Source organism: Hydrogenophaga palleronii NBRC 102513 (genome assembly GCF_001571225.1).
In the GTDB taxonomy this organism is placed as follows: Bacteria; Pseudomonadota; Gammaproteobacteria; order Burkholderiales; family Burkholderiaceae_C; genus Hydrogenophaga; species Hydrogenophaga palleronii.
The window spans coordinates 16,977-34,132 of sequence record NZ_BCTJ01000012.1 but is presented as its reverse complement, the minus strand read 5'-3'; the positions used below and the strand labels follow the sequence as shown (position 1 = coordinate 34,132).

The 17,156-nt window shown below is 69.7% G+C and carries 14 protein-coding genes and 1 pseudogene; 3 read left to right on the top strand and 12 right to left on the bottom strand.

What is annotated here, in order from left to right; all coding sequences use genetic code 11:
• Position 1: 1 nt before the first annotated feature.
• The 9 genes and pseudogenes from HPA01S_RS10575 to HPA01S_RS10530 all read right to left on the bottom strand — a co-directional run bounded on the left by HPA01S_RS10575 (position 2) and on the right by HPA01S_RS10530 (position 8,753).
• Positions 2-754: an alpha/beta fold hydrolase gene (locus HPA01S_RS10575; protein WP_084360605.1), complete on the bottom strand. Its 753-nt coding sequence runs from the start codon at positions 752-754 to the stop codon at positions 2-4.
• Positions 751-3,090, bottom strand: a complete 2,340-nt coding sequence (locus HPA01S_RS10570; protein WP_066269687.1) for an MMPL family transporter — start codon at positions 3,088-3,090, stop codon at positions 751-753. The genes HPA01S_RS10575 and HPA01S_RS10570 overlap by 4 nt, the downstream gene beginning before the upstream one ends.
• The gene (locus HPA01S_RS10565) at positions 3,087-3,659 is read right to left on the bottom strand and encodes a LolA family protein (RefSeq protein WP_066269685.1); all 573 of its coding nucleotides are present in this window, start codon (positions 3,657-3,659) and stop codon (positions 3,087-3,089) included. The genes HPA01S_RS10570 and HPA01S_RS10565 overlap by 4 nt, the downstream gene beginning before the upstream one ends.
• Entirely contained in the window at positions 3,656-4,561 is a 906-nt protein-coding gene (locus tag HPA01S_RS10560) for a lysophospholipid acyltransferase family protein (protein WP_066269681.1), read from the bottom strand. The genes HPA01S_RS10565 and HPA01S_RS10560 overlap by 4 nt, the downstream gene beginning before the upstream one ends.
• Positions 4,558-6,277: pseudogene (locus tag HPA01S_RS10550) on the bottom strand (AMP-binding protein). Before HPA01S_RS10550 ends, HPA01S_RS10560 begins: the two are co-directional and overlap by 4 nt.
• Positions 6,274-6,936: a COG4648 family protein gene (locus tag HPA01S_RS10545; RefSeq protein ID WP_066269676.1), complete on the bottom strand. Its 663-nt coding sequence runs from the start codon at positions 6,934-6,936 to the stop codon at positions 6,274-6,276. Before HPA01S_RS10545 ends, HPA01S_RS10550 begins: the two are co-directional and overlap by 4 nt.
• Before the next feature lies 1 nt (position 6,937).
• Positions 6,938-7,222 (bottom strand): phosphopantetheine-binding protein, encoded by a 285-nt coding sequence (locus HPA01S_RS10540; RefSeq protein ID WP_066269674.1) that lies wholly within the window; start codon positions 7,220-7,222, stop codon positions 6,938-6,940.
• Positions 7,223-7,249: 27 nt separating this feature from the next.
• On the bottom strand, positions 7,250-8,509 hold the full coding sequence (locus HPA01S_RS10535) for a beta-ketoacyl-[acyl-carrier-protein] synthase family protein (protein ID WP_066269672.1): 1,260 nt from the start codon (positions 8,507-8,509) through the stop codon (positions 7,250-7,252).
• A gap of 4 nt (positions 8,510-8,513) precedes the next feature.
• Positions 8,514-8,753, bottom strand: coding sequence for an acyl carrier protein (locus HPA01S_RS10530; RefSeq protein WP_066269670.1), 240 nt, complete (start codon positions 8,751-8,753; stop codon positions 8,514-8,516).
• Positions 8,754-9,027: 274 nt separating this feature from the next.
• Here HPA01S_RS10530 and HPA01S_RS10525 point away from each other — a divergent pair, with 274 nt between their 5' ends.
• A complete protein-coding gene (locus tag HPA01S_RS10525) occupies positions 9,028-9,693 on the top strand; it encodes a phosphatase PAP2 family protein (RefSeq protein WP_218005342.1) in 666 nt (221 codons plus the stop codon).
• Positions 9,694-9,772: 79 nt separating this feature from the next.
• On the opposite strand, the gene HPA01S_RS10520 is transcribed toward HPA01S_RS10525, so the two are convergent.
• Entirely contained in the window at positions 9,773-10,801 is a 1,029-nt protein-coding gene (locus tag HPA01S_RS10520) for a 3'-5' exonuclease (RefSeq protein ID WP_084360604.1), read from the bottom strand.
• A gap of 166 nt (positions 10,802-10,967) precedes the next feature.
• On the opposite strand from HPA01S_RS10520, the gene HPA01S_RS10515 reads away from it, so the two are divergent.
• Positions 10,968-12,560, top strand: coding sequence for an ABC transporter substrate-binding protein (locus HPA01S_RS10515; protein WP_066269668.1), 1,593 nt, complete (start codon positions 10,968-10,970; stop codon positions 12,558-12,560).
• A gap of 24 nt (positions 12,561-12,584) precedes the next feature.
• On the opposite strand, the gene HPA01S_RS10510 is transcribed toward HPA01S_RS10515, so the two are convergent.
• The gene (locus tag HPA01S_RS10510; RefSeq protein ID WP_066269666.1) at positions 12,585-14,075 is read right to left on the bottom strand and encodes a sensor histidine kinase; all 1,491 of its coding nucleotides are present in this window, start codon (positions 14,073-14,075) and stop codon (positions 12,585-12,587) included.
• Positions 14,072-14,881 carry a response regulator transcription factor gene (locus HPA01S_RS10505; protein ID WP_218005341.1) on the bottom strand — a complete coding sequence of 270 codons (810 nt, stop codon included), beginning with the start codon at positions 14,879-14,881 and terminating at the stop codon, positions 14,072-14,074. The genes HPA01S_RS10510 and HPA01S_RS10505 overlap by 4 nt, the downstream gene beginning before the upstream one ends.
• Positions 14,882-14,989: 108 nt before the next feature.
• On the opposite strand from HPA01S_RS10505, the gene HPA01S_RS10500 reads away from it, so the two are divergent.
• Positions 14,990-17,035: a TonB-dependent receptor domain-containing protein gene (locus HPA01S_RS10500; RefSeq protein ID WP_174525292.1), complete on the top strand. Its 2,046-nt coding sequence runs from the start codon at positions 14,990-14,992 to the stop codon at positions 17,033-17,035.
• Positions 17,036-17,156: the final 121 nt, after the last annotated feature.

Here is a 17,156-nt window from a genome sequence, read left to right as displayed (position 1 = left end):
GTCAATCCTCCCCGTCGCGACCGGCCACGCCAGAAGTGCCTTCACCCAGAGACACCGGGGAACCGGCTCTGCCGGGCCTCTGGTGTCGCCCCCCTTCCAGGGGGGAGGCGTCGAAGGCGACGCAGGGGGTGTCCAGAAATTTTTCCCACAGCGGCAGCCAGGCCGACCAGTCGTGCCCACCCGGCACGGCGTGGCGCACCGGAGCCGGGAAACGGTTGGCGAGTTGTTCGATGCGGGCGGCGAAGCGGTCTTCGCTGCCCCAGCCGATGAACACCGGCAGATCGGCCGGTGGCGACCGCAGCCACTGCCAGACGCGCAGCTCGGGGTCGCGCAGATCGGCTTCGCTGGGGCGCCAGTGTTCGGGGCCACCGGCGCGCCGGATCGCGTTCACGCTCGGCAGACTGCCCGGGTAGGGCGCGAGCAGGCACAGGCCGTCGGCCGCGCCGGGGCGCTCGGTCAGGTGGCCCATGGCCACCATGCCGCCGAGCGAGATGCCGCACAGCCAGACCTGCGCACCACGCGCACGTGCCGGATCGATGATCTCGTGTTGCAGCGCGTCCCAGGTGTGCACCGCGTCCAGGCCGATGCCGGCGGTGTCCACCGCCAGCAGGTCGAGCGCCAGGCCGCGGCGTTCAATGGCCGCGCCACAGCCGGCGTCGAAGATGTCTTCGGGCCGCATGGCGACACCCGGCAGCATCACCAGCAACCGCGGAGCGTTGCCCAGGTGGCCGACGGTGCGCAGCGTGCGGCTCACCGCGCCGGCCTTCTGACGGCAAACGCCGCCGACAGCACCAGCGCCAGCAAGGCACCCGGGCCGACCGTGATGCCGATGGCCTGCAGCACCGGCACCGACGAAAACGCCAGCACGCCGAAGCCGATGGTGGTGGCGGTGCTGGCCACGCCGATGGACAGCAGGGTCTCGTCATCGATCAGCTCACCGAGCGCGAGGCGGTCGAAGAACAGCGCGTAGTTGGAGCCCACCGCAACCGTGAGCAGCATGCCCACCAGGTGCAGCAGGTGCAGGCGCACACCGAAGAAGTGCAGGCCGGCGATGATCACCATCACCGCCATCACCAGCGGCAGCATCACGCTGGCCAGGCGCAGCGCGCTGCGCTGCACGAAGGCCAGCAGCAGCACGATGGCCAGCATGCCGGCGAGCGAGAGCACGATGGCCTCGTCGATGTAGTCGCCATACAGCGTGTCGAACTCGCCCTTGAGGTCGATGAACAATGCGCCGCTGCCGGCCAGGGCCTCGCGCACCGCCGCCACCGGGATGTCGGCGCTGTCGGCATCCGCCGCAGGCCGCAGCGGCAGCAGCACACTCCAGCCGTTGGTGCGTTGCATCAGCAACGCATCCACCGCCAGCCCCAGGCCGGTGCCTTCGAGGGCTTCGCGGGTCAGCCTTGGCGCATTGCGCGCGGCCGCTACGTCGTCCAGGAAAGGCTGCAGCCGTTCGGCCGACAGCGGTGCGCCGGCCAGCGCGGTGGCCAGGCGTTCGCGCAGCACCTCCGGTGTGGGCAGGGCGGCGCGGCGCGCGTCCTGCGTGGCTTCGCTGGGCAGGAATCGCGCCGGCGTGTCGAAGCCGCCGATCAGGCCCTGGGCGATCAGGGGTTGCAGCTTCGCGCCCGCGCGTTCGGCGGCCTGCAACGCGCTCTCGCGGTCGGGTGCGGTGATCACCGCCATGTAGCGGGCGTCGGGGGCGCCGATGTCGCTGCGCATGCGCGCGTCGAGCTCGCCCTCGGCCTGCGTCACGGTGGACAGCGCCGACAGGTCGGACTGCCACAGGTCGTTGCGCTGCTGCACCAGGTACACGCCCGAGACGAACACCAGCGCCAGCAGCGGCCAGCGCAGCAGCACCGCGCGGTCCACCAGCGGGCGCAACAGGCGGCCCTGGCGCGCGCCGTCGGTCAGGTGCACGCCGGGGCCGGCGAGCTGGGGCAGCAGGAAACGCGTCACCAGGGCAGCGGTGAGCACGCCGGTGATGGCGTACAGGCCGAGTTGCGCCAGGCCGGGGAAGCCGGAGAACAGCAGCGCGCCAAAGCCGAACAACGAGGTGAGCACGCCGAGCCGGATGGTGGGCCAGTACTGCTCACGCCAGGACGACATGCCCTGCCGGCCCGACTGCACGAAGTAATAGATGGCGTAGTCCACCGCCTCGCCGATCAGCGCCGCGCCGAAACCGATGGTGATGCCGAACACGGTGCCGTGCACCAGGCCCACCGCCACCACGGCGGCGAGCGTGCCGCTGAGCACCGGCACCAGCGTGAGCGCCATCAGGCGCACGCGCCGGAACACGAACCACAGCATGACGGCCAGGATGGCGGTGCTCATGCCCGAGAGCCGGCTCACCTCGCGCTGGATGGTGGAGCGCGCGCGCACCGCGAACACGCCGGGGCCGGACAGCTCCAGCTGCAGTTCGGAGGCGCCCTGCTCGCGCTGGATCTGTTCGAAGCGGCTGCGGATCAGGTCGATGGCGGCGCTCTGGCCGTCGGTGTCGGAGCCGAGCGCGTGCGTCTGCACCAGCAGCATGGCGCGCTCGCCGTCGCGCGAGGCCCACACGCCCTCCTGCTCGTTGGGCTGCACGCCGGCGTTCAGGCCCGAGATCAGTTCAACCAGTTCACCGGTCGGGTCGCGCGCCAGGAAGGGTTTGAACAGCAGGCCGGCCGAGGAGCTCAGCAGGTTCACGCTGTTCGTGACCGCAGCGCGCAGGCCGTCGACGCTGAAGCGTTCGGGCGTGACAGCGCCGCTCAGCACATAACGGTGGTCGAGCAGGAAGTCGCGCGCGGCCTCCATCGCGGTGGATTCGCCGTTCTGCACCGTGTCCAGCGACGGGTCTTCGGCCAGCGCGGCGCGCAGCGCGCGCGAGGCGTCGGCGCGCTGCTCGGGCGTGCCACCGGAGATCGCGCCCATCAACAGGCGCGAGACCGCGCCTTCGCGCAACTGGTCGACCATCACCGCCTGTTCGGCGGTCGGGCGCGAAGGCAGGAAGAAAGAAACGTCGGCCGAGAAACGCGTGTTCCACAACAGCACCAGGCCCACGGCCATCGCCGCCAGCCAGATCCACAGGGCACGCCAGGCGGCCCGGCTCATGGCGTGGCCACCGGCGAGATGGTCATTTCGGTGCGGTCGCCGTCGGCCTGCAGGTACTCGATCACCAGCACCTGGTCGCGCACGCCGCTGAGCTTGATGCGTTGCAGCATCTCGACGATGCGTTTGTCCTTGGGCACCAGGCTCAGCACCCAGGCGTCCATGTGGCCGCTGAGCGCGATCTTGTAGCTGCGCTCCAGCGCCGCGCGGTCACCCGACAGCGTGCTGCGGATGCTGTCCACGAAAGCCGCCACCTCGGGCTTGGAACTCAGGCGGATGCTCATGCGGCGGCGGTCGCGCTCCAGCGTGAGCGTGTCCTTGTCCAGGATCATGGTCTCGACCTGCGGCGTGAGCAGGCGCCGCTCCAGCCGGTCGGGCGGGCTGTAGGTCATCTCGCCGGTGGCGACCGCGGGCCAGTCGAGCAGCGCGAGGTAACGCTTCTCGACGAAGGTGGCCTTGCCACCCGGGTTGCGGGAGAGTGCGGCCATCAGCTGGTCGATGTCGAAAGGCGCGGCCTGCGCCAGGGCGGTGAAGCCCAGGAGCAGCAGACCGGTGAAGAAGCGTCGGATCATGTGCGGTGCCAGAAGTCGAAAAAATTGAACCAGTTGTAGGGCGTCTGCCGGCAGTGTTCGCCGAGCCGTTCGGCATAACGCTGCATGGCCTGCGCGATGGCGTCGTCGCGTTCGCCGCGCTCGACGGTGGAGAAGTCGGCCAGCAACTCGAAGTGCAGCCGGTAGCGGTTGCCGCCCAGGTAGAGGCCGGCCATGAAGAACACCGGCCGGCGCAGCATCGCCGCCATGCGCCAGGGCCCGACCGGAAAACGCGCCGGCGCTCCCAGGAACATGCATTCTGCCGTGCTGTCGTTGGCCAGCGAGCGGTCGGCCAGCAAGCCCACGAGGTGGCCGGCGTCGAGCCGGTCGCGCGCCTTGAGCATCGAGTCGGGGTGGCCCAGCGCCACCACGTCCTGCTGGGCCTGCGGGTTGATGGCGCTGAGGATGGTGTTGATCTTGCGCGCGTTGTCCTCGTACATCATCATCGCCACCGGCGCGTGGGCGTGCGAATGCGCCATGGCGCGCAGCACCTCGAAGCTGCCCAGGTGCGCGCCCACCAGCAACGCGCCGGGCTGGCGCTGCAACGCGGCGCGCACCGCGTCGTTGCCGACGAATTCAATGTCGAACAGGTCGAAGCGGTCGTTGAGCAGGTAGACGCGGTCGTGCACCGTGCTGGCAAAACTCAGCACGAGGCGGTAGCCGTCGCGCCAGGTGGCCGGACGCCCGAGCGCCCGCGCCAGGTAGGCGCGGCTGTGGCGGCGCGCCTGCGGCGAGAACAGCAGGAAATACAGCGCGATGCCACGCAACACCACGCGCCCGACGGGCCGGCCCAGCGTGAGCGAGATCCACACCATGAAGCGCAGGATGCCCAGGTTGCTGCGCTCGCGCTGGCGCATCCACTCGGGGGTGCTGTTGGTGGTCATGGCGCCGCTGGCGGCAGCAGGCTGCCGGCCGCCACTTCCCGGCCCTCTTCGTCCACCGCACTGAAGGCAATGGCACCGCGTGGCGTGGTCTGCAGCACGAAGCGCAGGGTTTGCGACGGGCCCACCGGCACGAAAAACTTGGCCTGCGCCACCTGCCAGCCGGGGCCGGCCACGCGGCCGGGCAGGCGGGCGGCGAACAGCAGGGCCTGGTCGAGCAGCACCACGCCGGGCACGATGGGACGCGCCGGGAAGTGGCCGGCAAAGGCCGGGTGGTCTGCCGGCACGGTCCAGTGGAACTCAGTGCGCTCCATGCGCGGGCCCCACGGTCTGCTCGTACAGCACCTGCAGCGCCTGGCGTGTGAGCTTGCCGGTGCTGTTGCGCGGCAGGGCCGGCAGCAGCACCAGCGGGCGGGGCAGGAAGATCGCGTCCAGCCGCTCGCGCAGCCCGGCCATGACGGCGCGCGCATCGAGCCCGGGCGCGACGACGAAGGCCACCAGGCGCGTCACGGCGGCGTCGCTGTCGGCACCGTCGGGCAGGAAGAAGGCCGCGTCCACCACGCCCGGCAGTGCGCCGATCTGGTGGTTGAGGTAAGCCAGCGAGGTGCGTTTGCCGGCGATGTTGATCAGGTCGGCGTGGCGCCCGTGCAGCAGGAAACGGCCGCCCTCGCCGGACTCGATCACGTCCGCCAGCGGCACGCGGCCCTCCACATGGCCGCCGTTGGCGTAGGTGGTGTCGCCCTCGTGTTCGAGTTGCACCGTGCCCATCAGCTGCCAGTGCGCGCCATCCAGCGTGCGGCGGCAGGCCAGCGCGGACGATTCGGTGGAACCGTAGATCTCGTGCACCGGCGCGCCGCAGGCGGCTTCGGCGCGGTGGGCGAGCTCGGGGCTGAGCGGCGCGGTGGCCGACAGCACCAGGTCCATCGCCGGCAGCGGCAGGCCCGAGGCCAGCAGCGCGGACAGGTGGAACGGTGTCGTCACCAGCATGCGCGGGCGCGGCACGGCCTGCAGCGCGGCCACGATGTCCTGCGGGTAAAACGGCTTGCCGGCGGCGAAGCTGCAGCCGCCGTGCAGGGCGTTGAGGAAGGTGGACTCGAAACCGTAGCTGTGCTGCACTGGCACCGTGCCGACGAGGCTGTGCGGGCGCTGCAGCAGGCCCAGCGCCGCAGACTCGGCGCGGCCGTTCTGCACCAGCTTGCCCCAGGTCTTGCGGTGCGGCTGCGGCAGGCCGGTGGAGCCGGAGGTGAACAGGATCGCCACCACGCGCTCGGCCGCCACCTGCGGCATCTGCGGCACCTCGGTGCGCTGCAGCACACCGGGCGCGGGGAACACCATGCCGGGCAAACCGGGCACGGTGTCTGCCTTTTCGGCGAGCCAGCTCACGCCGGGGTAGTCGGCGGCCAGGCGCTGCAGGGTTTCGGGCGACTGCGAGGCCGGTTGCAGGCTGACCTTGCCGCGCATCAGGCCGGCGGCGAAACCGACCGCGAAGTGGTAACGGTCTTCGCACATGTTGAGCAGCCAGTCACCGGCCGGCAGCAGGGCGGCCAGCGCCTGGGCGTCGGCCAGGAATTCACGCACCCGCACCGGGCCCGAGGCGCACCAGGCCAGCACGTCGTCGAGCCCGAGGGCCGTGACGAGTGGCAGGTGGGTGCTGGTGCCGGCGGCGTCAGCGGCGGCGGAGGTCTGGGAATCGTTCACGGAAGCGGAGAAAGGGTTCATGGAGGCGAATGGCCGGCGCTGCGCGCGGCCGATTCGCGTTTGTAGGCCTGCACGATGGCGGCCAGGCCGGGCCGTTCTTCGGGCGGCAGCAGGCGCATGCGCACCAGGTGTTCACCCAGGAACATCAGCCCGATCAGCGGCCCGGTCAACAGGTTGGCGTGCACCGACCAGACGGCCGCCGGCGCCCAGATGAAGAGCGCGGTGGAAACCAGCGCGTTGGCAAAGAAGAAGATGGTCCAGGCCAGCGTGGCGCCGCGCGTGTAGCGCAGCTTGCGTTCGGACAGCGGCGTGGGAAAGATGCGCCGCGCCATGCGGGTGATGAGCGGATCGCCCGGCCCGATCAGCGACTTGCCGAACAGCACGCCCAGCGCCACGTGGATGCCCAGGTGCTGCACGTAGTACAGCAGGGCCACGTTGTGGCGCAGCTGCGGCCAGAGCCAGGCCAGCAGCGCGGCCAGCGCCAGCACGCCGCAGGTGCGCGCGGCCCAGTGCGGCAGGCGCCAGAGCGCCATCAGCAAGGCCACCACGATGGGCAACACGCCCACCGCGGCATTGAAGCTGGCATTGCCCCAACCGGTGCTGCCCACGTGCGCCGCGACGATCCAGGCCAGCATCAGCAGCAGCACGCCGAGGTCGCGCAACACCGAGGACGGGGTCATCTCACACGGCGCGCTGGCTGGCGATGTAGGCCGTCAGGGCGCGCGGCGAAGCGAAGATCTTCTCGTTGTCCGCGTTGTCCGAGCGCATCTGGAAACCGTAACGCTTGGAGATCACGAGCGAGATCTCCAGCATGTCGATGGAGTCCAGCCCCATGCCTTCGCCGTACAGCGGGCCGTCGGGGTCAACCTCGGCAGGTGTCAGTTCCATGTTGAGGGCTTCGATGATCAGGGCCACCACTTCGGGCCAGAGGGCGTCGACGGTCGCGGGGGAAACGGATTCGGTCATGGGGTCCAGTCGGTCAGGGTAAAGGCTTCAGCGCGGTGGTGCGCCAAACGCCAGCACGGCATTGCTGCCGCCAAAAGCAAACGAATTCGACAGCGCGGCCTGCAGGCTCAATCCGCGCCGGCCCTGCAGCACGTGGTCCACGCCTTCGCAGGCGGGGTCGAGCCGGCCGCTCAGGTGGGCGGTGGGCGGAATGGCCTGCTCGCGCAGCGCCAGCACCGTCACCACCGCTTCGATGGCACCGGCCGCGCCGAGCAGGTGGCCGTGCATGGACTTGGTGGCGCTCACCGGCAGCGCCGCGGCGCGTTCGCCGAACACCTCGCGCAGCGCGGCCACTTCAACCGGGTCGCCTTCGGCGGTGGCGGTGCCGTGCGCGTTGACGTAGTGGATGTCGTGCGGCGCCAGGCCGGCGTCATCGAGCGCGGCGCGCAGGGCGCGCACCTGGCCCTGCCGGTGCGGGCGGACCAGGTGGTTGTGATCACAGCTGGTGCCATAGCCGACGATTTCACCATGGATGGTGGCGCCCCGTGCAAGCGCGTGGTCCCAGGCTTCCAGCACCAGGGCGGCACCGCCCTCGCCCAGCACCAGGCCGGCGCGGTCGGCCGCGAACGGGCGGCAGGCGGCAGGGGCGCTGTCGGCATTGCCGGGCGACAGCACGCGCATGGCTTCCCAGGCGCGCACCACGCCGTGCGACTGGCAGACGTCGGAGCCGCCGGTGAGCATCACCGTGGCTTCGCCGCTGCGCACGCGGCGGAAGGCTTCGCCGATGGCCATGCCGGAAGAAGCACAGGCCGCGGTGTGGCTGGTGCTGACACCACCCAGGCCGAGCTGGATGGAGATGTGGGCGTTGGCCGCGTTGTTCATGCCCAGCACCACCGACAGCGGCGACACGCGCTCGCGCCCGTTCACCCAGAGATCACGCGCGCCACGTTCGTGCGCCGACAGGCCGCCGAGCGCCGTGCCCCAGATGCAGCCCCAGGTGTCGCGGCTTTCGTCGCTCTCGCCCGGCTGGCGCGGCAGGCCGGCCTGCTCCCAGGCCTGGAAGGCGGCGGCGGTGCCGAGCTGGCTGAAGCGTTCCATCATCAGCGCCAGCGGCTTGCCCAGCGCGGCTTCGGCGTCGAAACCGGGGCAGCTCACGAAGGGCGTGGACAGCGGGCGCGGCGGTGCCTCGGTGGTGAGGTGGCGCACGGCGGACTCGCCGGCGAGCAGGCGGTGGAAGAAATCGGTGGTGTCGCCACCGTAGGGGCTGATCAGCCCGATGCCGGTGATTGCGACGCGGTGCGCGCCCATGGACTCAACCGGCCTTCAGCGGCAACAGCGCGTCGATCACGGCCTTCATCTCGGCCACGGTCTTGGGCGGCTGCACGTCGGACGGGATCTCGATGCCCAGGCGGTCCTCCGCCTCGAACATCAGTTCGGCGAGCATCAGCGAGTCCACCCCCAGGTCGGCCAGCACCGCGTCGGGCTGCACCTGGTCGGGGTCCACGCCCAGTCGGTCGGTCAAAAAAGTGCGGATCAGTTCGGTGGAGCTCATGAAAAACGCCGGAGAAACGGGACTTGCACGGGTATGACCGGTGCGCAAGCCCTTGCGCATCAACGGACAGAGGAGCTCTTTCGAAGAAACGGAGGCCAGCAGACACAGTGTCTTTCGGCCCCGGGGCGGGCACCTGCCGCCCCCTTCGCAAGGCAGCGGATTATACAAAGCGGGCCCCCTGCCGGGCCCCGGCGGGCGGGCCCGGGTGTCGCCGGGCCGACGCGTGCGTGACGTACATTAGGTCGGCCACCACCACCGACGGGCCATCACCTCCATGAACCCACCTCACGAACGCGCCTGGCCGGTCCGCCTCCTGACGCGCTTCGTCACGCTCTGGTACCTCAAGGCCCTGGGCACCACGGCCTTCATGGTGTTGTTCTTCCAGGCCTACTTCTGGGTGCTGAAGCACCCGATCGCCGAGCCGACCATGATGCCGGAGCTGGCGCCCGACCACTGGGTGCCGTTCGTGCCCGAGGCCTTCTGGGCCTACATCTCGCTCTGGTTCTACGTCTCACTGCCACCGGCCCTGCTGCCCGACTTCCGCCAGCTGCTGCGCTACGGCGTCTGGGTGACGGCGCTGTGCCTGTTCTGCCTGGGGCTGTTCTGGGTGCTGCCGACACAGACGCCGCTCAGCGAGATCGACTGGTCCCTGCACCCGCGGCTGGAATTCCTCAAGGGGCTGGACGCCTCGGGCAATGCCTGCCCTTCGCTGCACGTGGGCTCGTCGGTGTTTTCGGCCCTGTGGCTGCAGCGCATCTTCACCCAGACCAGCGCGCCCACCTGGCTGCGCTGGCTCAGCGTGCTGCACTGCGTGGTGATCGTGTGGTCCACCATGGCGATCCGCCAGCACGTGTTCCTGGACGTGCTGGCCGGCGCCCTGGTCGGCTGGGCCTTCGCCTGGCTGTCGCTGCGCAAGGCCTCCACGGCGCTCGACCGCTGAGGCCACGCCTTCAGGCGGAAGGCGGTGGTAGCGGGCCGGCTGCCCGCGCGCCACCACGGCGCACCGGTGGTGCAGGTGGCTACAGGCTTTGCTGCAGCAGGCGGCCGGGCCGCGCCGAATAACGCACCTGGCTGTCCAGCGCCTCGATCTCCACCCTCGCGGCGCGCCGGCCATACACCTCGGCCTTGAGCCATTCGAGCTCGGCGTCCAGCCGGGCCTGGTCCGGCAGCGTGCAGTACCAGACCTTGCCCTCGCCGTCCCAGCGGTAACCACGCGCCTTGAGCGCGTCCTTGGCATCGAACGGCGAGCCGGTGGCGCGCAGCTTGAAGCTGGCGCTGCCGGCGGCGGCGATCAGGCGGCCCAGGCCGGTCGGGCACTTCGGCGCCTGGTCTTCCGGGCCGACCGGCCGCGCCAGCACCTGCAGCAGTGCATGGCAATCGACCTGCGCGCGGTGTGCGTCGTAGAACCAGCCCTGGTCCAGCGCCAACGCGCCGAGCTTGGCCGAGCCGGCGCCAGCGGCTTTCCAGTCGATGTCGGCGAAGGAGCAGGCCCAGGCCTTGTCGGCAAAGGCCGGGAAACGCGCTTCCACGAACGGGCGGTCGAAGCCGGCGTTGTGCGCCACCACCAGGTCGGCCTGCGCCACGAAGGTGGCCACCTGCGCGTCGTCCAGGCGCTGGCCTTGCACCATCTCGTCGTTGATGCCGGTCACTTCCTTGGCGATGGCGGGGATGGGCATGCCCGGGTCTTCAAAACCTTCGAACACCTCGACGGTGCCGAACGGCATGCCGGTGTTGGCATCCACCATCACGCTCAACATGGCGAGTTCGATGATCTTGTCGACCTGGTGCGACAAGCCGGTGGTTTCGGTGTCCAGCACCAGCACGCGCTGGCCGGCCGCGTCGCGCGGTGCCGGGCCGTAGTCCCAGACCGGCACCAGGCGGCGCAGCACGCGGTAGTCGGGGTGCTGGTCCAGCCGCTGCGCCATCTGCTCGGGCGACAGGGGGATGGGCGCGGCAACGGCGGTGGCGCGGCGGCGCGGAGCCGGCTTGCTGCTGGCGGGCTCGGGCAGCGGTGTGGGGGTATCGAATTCAAAACTGGACTGGGTCATGCACCGAGCCTACCGCACGCCAGCGGCGCAATGGCCGCGGCTTTCCCTACCACGGCGAAGCGAGGCCACCAGGCATAAGCTCATGACTTCCCAATCGTTCCCCAACGAGCCCATCGCCGGAACAATGGCGGCTTCTTTCTTTCCAATGGACCCGTAGCGAGACCCCATGCGCAAGCTCCCCCGACTCTCTCCCCTGTTCCTGGCCCTGGCACTGACCGCGGCCGGCACCACGGCCGCGCAGGCCTCCACCTTCCGCTTCGCCCGCTCGGCCGACGTGTCGTCCTGGGACGTGCACGCGCAGAACGTCGGCGTCAACAACGCCCTGCACTCGGCGGTCTACGAGACCCTGGTCGAATACAACAGCAAGACCTTCAAGCCCGAGCCCTCGCTGGCCACCGAATGGAAGCTGCTGAACCCGACGCAACTGCGCGTGACCCTGCGCAAGGGCGTGACCTTCAGCGACGGCAGCCCCTTCACCGCCGACGACGCCAAGTTCTCGCTCGAACGCGCCAAGGCCAAGACCAGCAACTACGCGGTCTACGCACAGGGCATCGACCGCGTGGTGAAGGTCGACAGCCACACCATCGACATCTTCTCGGACGTGCCCAACCCGGTGCTGGTGAACCAGCTCACCGAGCTGCGCATCCTCAGCAAGGCCTGGGCCGAGAAGAACAAGACCGCCGAGCCCAAGGACATCAAGACGCCGGAAGAAACCTACTCGCACCGCCACGCGCTGGGCACCGGTCCGTTCGTGCTCAAGTCCTGGTCGCCCGACCAGCGCCTGGTGCTCACCGCCAACCCGAACTGGTGGGGCAAGGGCAAGTTCGGCGGCAACGTGAGCGAGATCGTCTACACGCCGATCAAATCGGACGCCACCCGCACCGCCGCCCTGCTCTCGGGCGAGCTGGACTTCGTGCTCGACCCCAGCCTGCAGGATCTGCCGCGCGTGCGCCAGGCGCCCGGACTGAAGGTGCTCGAAGGCGCCGAGAACCGCACCATCTTCCTCGGCCTGGACCAGTTCCGCGACGAGCTGCAAGGCTCCAACGTGAAGGGCAAGAACCCGCTGAAGGACGTGCGCGTGCGCAAGGCGCTGTACCAGGCGATCGACATCAACACCATCCAGCGCGTGGTGCAGCGCGGCCTGGCGCAACCCACGGGCGCCATGATCGCGCGCCAGGTCAACGGCTGGACGGCCAAGGCCGACGTGCGCTGGCCCTACGACCCGGCCGCGGCGCAGAAGCTGCTGGCCGAAGCCGGTTACCCGCAGGGTTTTGAAGTGGACTTTGCCTGCAGCGCCGGCCGCTACATCAACGACGAACAGCTCTGCCAGGCCATCACCGTGCAGTGGGCCAAGGTGGGTGTGAAAGCCAAGCTGCGCTCGCTGCCGTTCGCCACCTACTTCCCGATGATCCAGCGCAACGAGGCCAGCATCTACCTGCTGGGCTGGGGCGTGCCGACCTTCGACGCCTTCTACACACTGCAGTCGCTGATCCGTTCGCCGGGCGCCGGTGGTGACGGCAACTTCAACCTGGGCCGTTACTCCAACCCGCAGCAGGACGGCCTGATCGAACGCATCAAGAAAGAGACCGATGCGAAGAACCGCAACCAGCTGATCGAACGCGCCCTGGTGGCCGACCACGAGTTCATCTCGCACATCCCGCTCTACAACCAGGTCATCCCGTGGGCCGCCACCAGCAAGGTCGAGGTGCCACACCGCGCCGACAACCGCATCGACTGGCGCGTGCTGAAGGTGAACTGAGCGCGCGGTGGCGCGGTGGTGGCCTCAGGCCGGCACCGCGCCGCTGAACTCCTGCGCAGCGCCACCCGGTGATGCGCCGGGCACCGCGCGCAGCGGCAGCCGCATGCGCACGCTCAGGCCGCCCACCGGCCGGTTGGCGGCCACGATGCCACCGCCGTGCCGCGTGGCGACCACGTGCGCAATGGCCAGCCCCAGCCCCGCACCCTTGTGGTCGGGCGCACGCGAAGGGTCGGCGCGGAAGAAGGCGTCGAACACCTTGTGCAGCTCGGCCTCGGCAATGCCGGGCCCTTCGTCGAGCACGGTGAGCAGGGCCTGGCCATCGCGCAGTTCCAGCTCCACACACACCTGGCCACCGTCGGGCGAAAAGCGCAGCGCATTGCGCACCACGTTCTCCAGCATGCTGGCCAGCTCGGCCGGTTCGCCCAGCACCCACACCGGGCTGGTGGGTGCGCGCCAGGCCACGCGCTGGCCACGCGCCGCGCCTTCGTAGGCCACGTCCGCCAGCGTTGCGGTCACCAGCAGCGTCAGGTCCAGCGGCTGGTGCACGGCCGGTGGCTGCGCGCGCCAGCGGGCCAGCTTGAGCACCTGGCCGATCAGCGCATCAAGTCGCTCGCACTCGCGTTCGATGCGGTCGTGCTGCGCCGGCTGCGTGGTGTCCTGCCGCCGCGCCAGGTCCAGCGCCACGCGCAGCCGCGCCAGCGGCGAACGCAGCTCGTGCGAGACGTCGCGCAGCAGCGTCTCGCGTGAGGTGACGAGCTCCTGCAGGCGCTGGGCGGTGGTGTCGAAGTCGCCCGCCAGCGCGCCGAGTTCGTCGCGCCGGGCGGCGAAGGCGCCGTCCATGCGCACGTTCAGATCGCCCTTGGCCAACGTGCGCAGGCCCGCCTGGACCTTGAGCACCGGCGCGCTGATGTGGCGCGCCATGGCCCAGCAGATCGGGCCGCTCACCACCAGCGCACACAGCAACAACAGGGCCGGCACGTAGGACACGCCCAGCACCTCGTAGGCCGAAGAGTCGAACGGCAGGAAGGCCAGGTAGAGGGGCTCGGCACCCGCGACCGGAATCTGCGGCACGTCCCACCACGACTGCGGCGTCTGCGCCGCGGTGTCTGGCGGTGGTGGTACCTGGCGCTGCGTGGCGCGGGGCCGCAGCGCGGGCGTGTTCACCGCGCTCGCTGCGGCCGCCGTGGCGGCGGCGTCGCGCTGCAGGTGGTCGGCCAGCCAGGAGCGCACACGCACCGGCACGCCCTGCCCGCGCAGCTCCTCGCCACGCCGGTTCACCAGAAAAATCTGCAGCGTGGGGTATTGCGCATCGGTGCGTGCCGCCCAGTCCATCAGCTCGCTGCGGCCCCGCAGGCCGGCGTGCCGGGCATCGGCGGTGAGCTGGGCCGCGCTCACACCATCGAGCGCGTGGAAACGGGCCGCCGTGACGGCCTGCGTGATGCCCACGCCCAGCGCCAGGATGATCGCAAGACAGGCCCAGAACGACAGGAAGATGCGCAGGAACAGCGACTTCACGCCGGTTCCTGCGCCGAGGCCTCCAGCGCCGTCTCGCCCGGCGCCAGTACATAACCGACCCCGCGCAGGCTGCGCAGCACCGGCGCGCCGTGCACGGTGCCGTTGAGCCCGAGCTTGCGCCGCAGGTTGCTCACATGGGTGTCGAGGCTGCGGTCGGTCGGCAGCAGCGAGCGGCCCAGCACCCAGCGGGTGAGCTGGGCGCGGCGCACCGGGCGACCGGCCGAGCGCATCAGCACCTCCAGGATGCCGGTCTCCACCTGCGTGAGCCGCGCCTGCCCCTGGCCGACAGTGGCGGTGCAGCGCCCGGCCTGCAGCTGCAGGGCGCCGACCCGTGCCACCGCCTGGTCGGGCGCGGCGGGCGCTGCTGCCTCGGCTGGCAGCGGGGCGCGGCGTCGCAGCAGCGCCTGGATGCGGGCGCGCAGCTCGCGCGGGTTGAACGGCTTGGCGAGGTAGTCGTCGGCACCGGCCTCCAGGCCCATGATGCGGTCCTCGTCGGCGCCGCGCGCGCTCAGCATCAGCACCGGCAGGCCGGGGTGGCGCTGGCGCACGCGCCGCAGCAGCTCATAGCCGCTCAGGGTCGGCAACATGATGTCGAGCACCAGCAGGTCGCAGCTGCCGGCGTCCAGCGCATCGGCGGCCTCGCCGCCGTCGTGCACGAACAGCAGTTCAAAGGGGTCGTGCGCCAGGTACTCCTGCAGCATGCGCGCCAGCTCCACGTCGTCGTCCACCACCAGCACGCGCGCCAGCGGGGCGTCGGGCAGCGCGGCGCGCGTGTCCCGCGGCACCGGGTTTTCTAAAGATTTCATAAGCCCGAACGAAGACGGGAACCTTCTGGATAGGCTCCGGCATTGCAAATAATTCTCATTTGAATTGCATTGTAGGCGAGTGCCTTTTTCATCAACGGAGCCCTTTTCGTGACATCCAGAACTTCCCAATACGCCAAGGCAGTGCTGACGCCTTGCCTTCTCTCCCTGCTCGTGGCGCAGGCCTACGCGCAGGACAGCGGCAGCGCCGAAGCCACGGCGCCCACGCTGAACACGGTGGTGGTGACCGCCACCGCGAGCGAGGTCGACATCAAGGACGCGCCGGCCAGCATCAGCGTCATCACGCGCGAGGAAATCGAACGCCAGCCGGTGTACGACCTGGGCGCCCTGCTGAGCAAACTGCCGGGTGTGTCGGGCGGCCTGAGCCCGACCGGGGACCAGTCCAAGATCAAGCTGCGTGGCCTGCCTGACGGCTACACCCTGATCCTGGTGGACGGCCGGCGCCAGGGCAGCTCGGCCAACACCCACTACCGCGCCAACCTCGGGCGGCAGGACCTGAACTGGATCGCGCCCGAGATGATCGAGCGCATCGAGATCGTGCGCGGCCCGATGTCCTCGCTCTACGGCTCCGACGCCATGGGCGGCGTGATCAACATCATCACGCGCAAGATTCCGAAGAAATGGGGCGGCTCGGTGTCGGCCAGCACCACCAAGCCGGAGAGCTCGCAACGCGGCGACGCCAACCAGATGGGCTTCAACATCGCCGGCCCGCTGTCGGACCGGGTGGGCCTGCGCCTGGGCGGCAGCATCACGCGCCAGAACCCGGACGAGACCACCGACGGTGTCTCCGGCAACGCCGCCGGCGGCTTCCGCCAGGAGAACTACAACGCACGGCTGGACTGGGCGCTCACGCCCGAGCAGTCGATGTCGTTCGAGGCCTCGCACGGCGTGCAGCGCTCCATGGCCTCGGCCGCGCGCAACGCGTCCGGCAAGGGCCCGGCGGTCAGTGCCTTTGGTGCCAGCAAGCTGGTGCGCAATGGCTTCGGCGCCTCGCACGAAGGCCGCTGGGACTTCGGCAAGACCCGCATCGACCTGTACCACAACAGCTACGACAACAAGCTCTCCTCCGGCCAGGCGGCGGCAGAAGACACCACGCTGGAAGGCCGCATCGACAAGCCGTTCAAGTTCGCCGGCATCGAGCAGTTGCTGACCGTCGGCGCGCAATGGAAACATGAAGAGCTGATCAACACCGACACCATCGGCACGGTGCCGGTGGACTACGACGGCAACGTGGTGTCGGGCGCCAAGCTGTCGGGCTCGACCGCCGCGCTGTTCGCCGAAAACCAGCTGTTCCTGAGCGAGCAGCTCGCGCTCACGCTCGGTGCGCGTTACGACCACCACGAGAAGTTTGGCAACCACCTGAGCCCACGCGCCTACGTGGTCTACCGCCCGGCCGAGGCCTGGACTGTCAAGGGCGGCGTGTCCAAGGGCTTCCGCGCGCCCAGCCTGAAGGAACACTCGCCCGGCGCGGCCACCCAGTCGGGAGGCAACGGCTGCCGCGGCCTGGCACCGATGGGCTGGACTTCCGCCAGCGGCGGCTGCTACATGGCCGGCAACCCGGACCTGGTGCCGGAAACCAGCCTCAACACCGAGGTGGGCGTCGGCTTCGCGCGCGGCGTGCTGGACCTGGGCCTGACCTACTTCCACACCGACTTCCGCAACAAAATCGACTACCAGCCGCTGGGCTTCTTCCAGGGTTACTGGTGGACCAAGATGCAGAACGTGCAGAAGGCTCGCACCCGCGGGCTGGAAGGCACGGCCACGCTCCCGCTGGCGTCGAACATCACCTGGCGCAACAACCTGACCTACATGCTGGAGGCGAAGAACCTCACCACCGGCGCCAGCCTGCTGTCCACGCCGGAGCTGTCCTGGTTCTCGGCCGTCGGCTGGCAGGTCAACAACCGGCTCTACACCGAGCTGGCGGCGCAGTACACCGGCAAACAGCTGCACGGTGGCACCGCCTTCGTGAAGGCCTACACCACCTACGACCTGTCACTCACCTACCAGGCCAGCGATGCGCTCAAGATCAGCGCCGGCCTGCAGAACCTGACCGAAGAGGGCCCACGCGCCGACGGTGCGACCAACTACTACGTGCCAAGCCGCCGGTTCTTCGTGGGCCTGTCCAACCGGTTCTGACCGGGCGGACACCACAGGCCTTGCCGGCAACGCGGTCCGGCAAGGCTTTTTTCGGGTGTTCACGGCAGCGACTGCCCGTGAATGTTGAAAAAAATGTGGACTTTTCGCTGGGAAAGCGAGA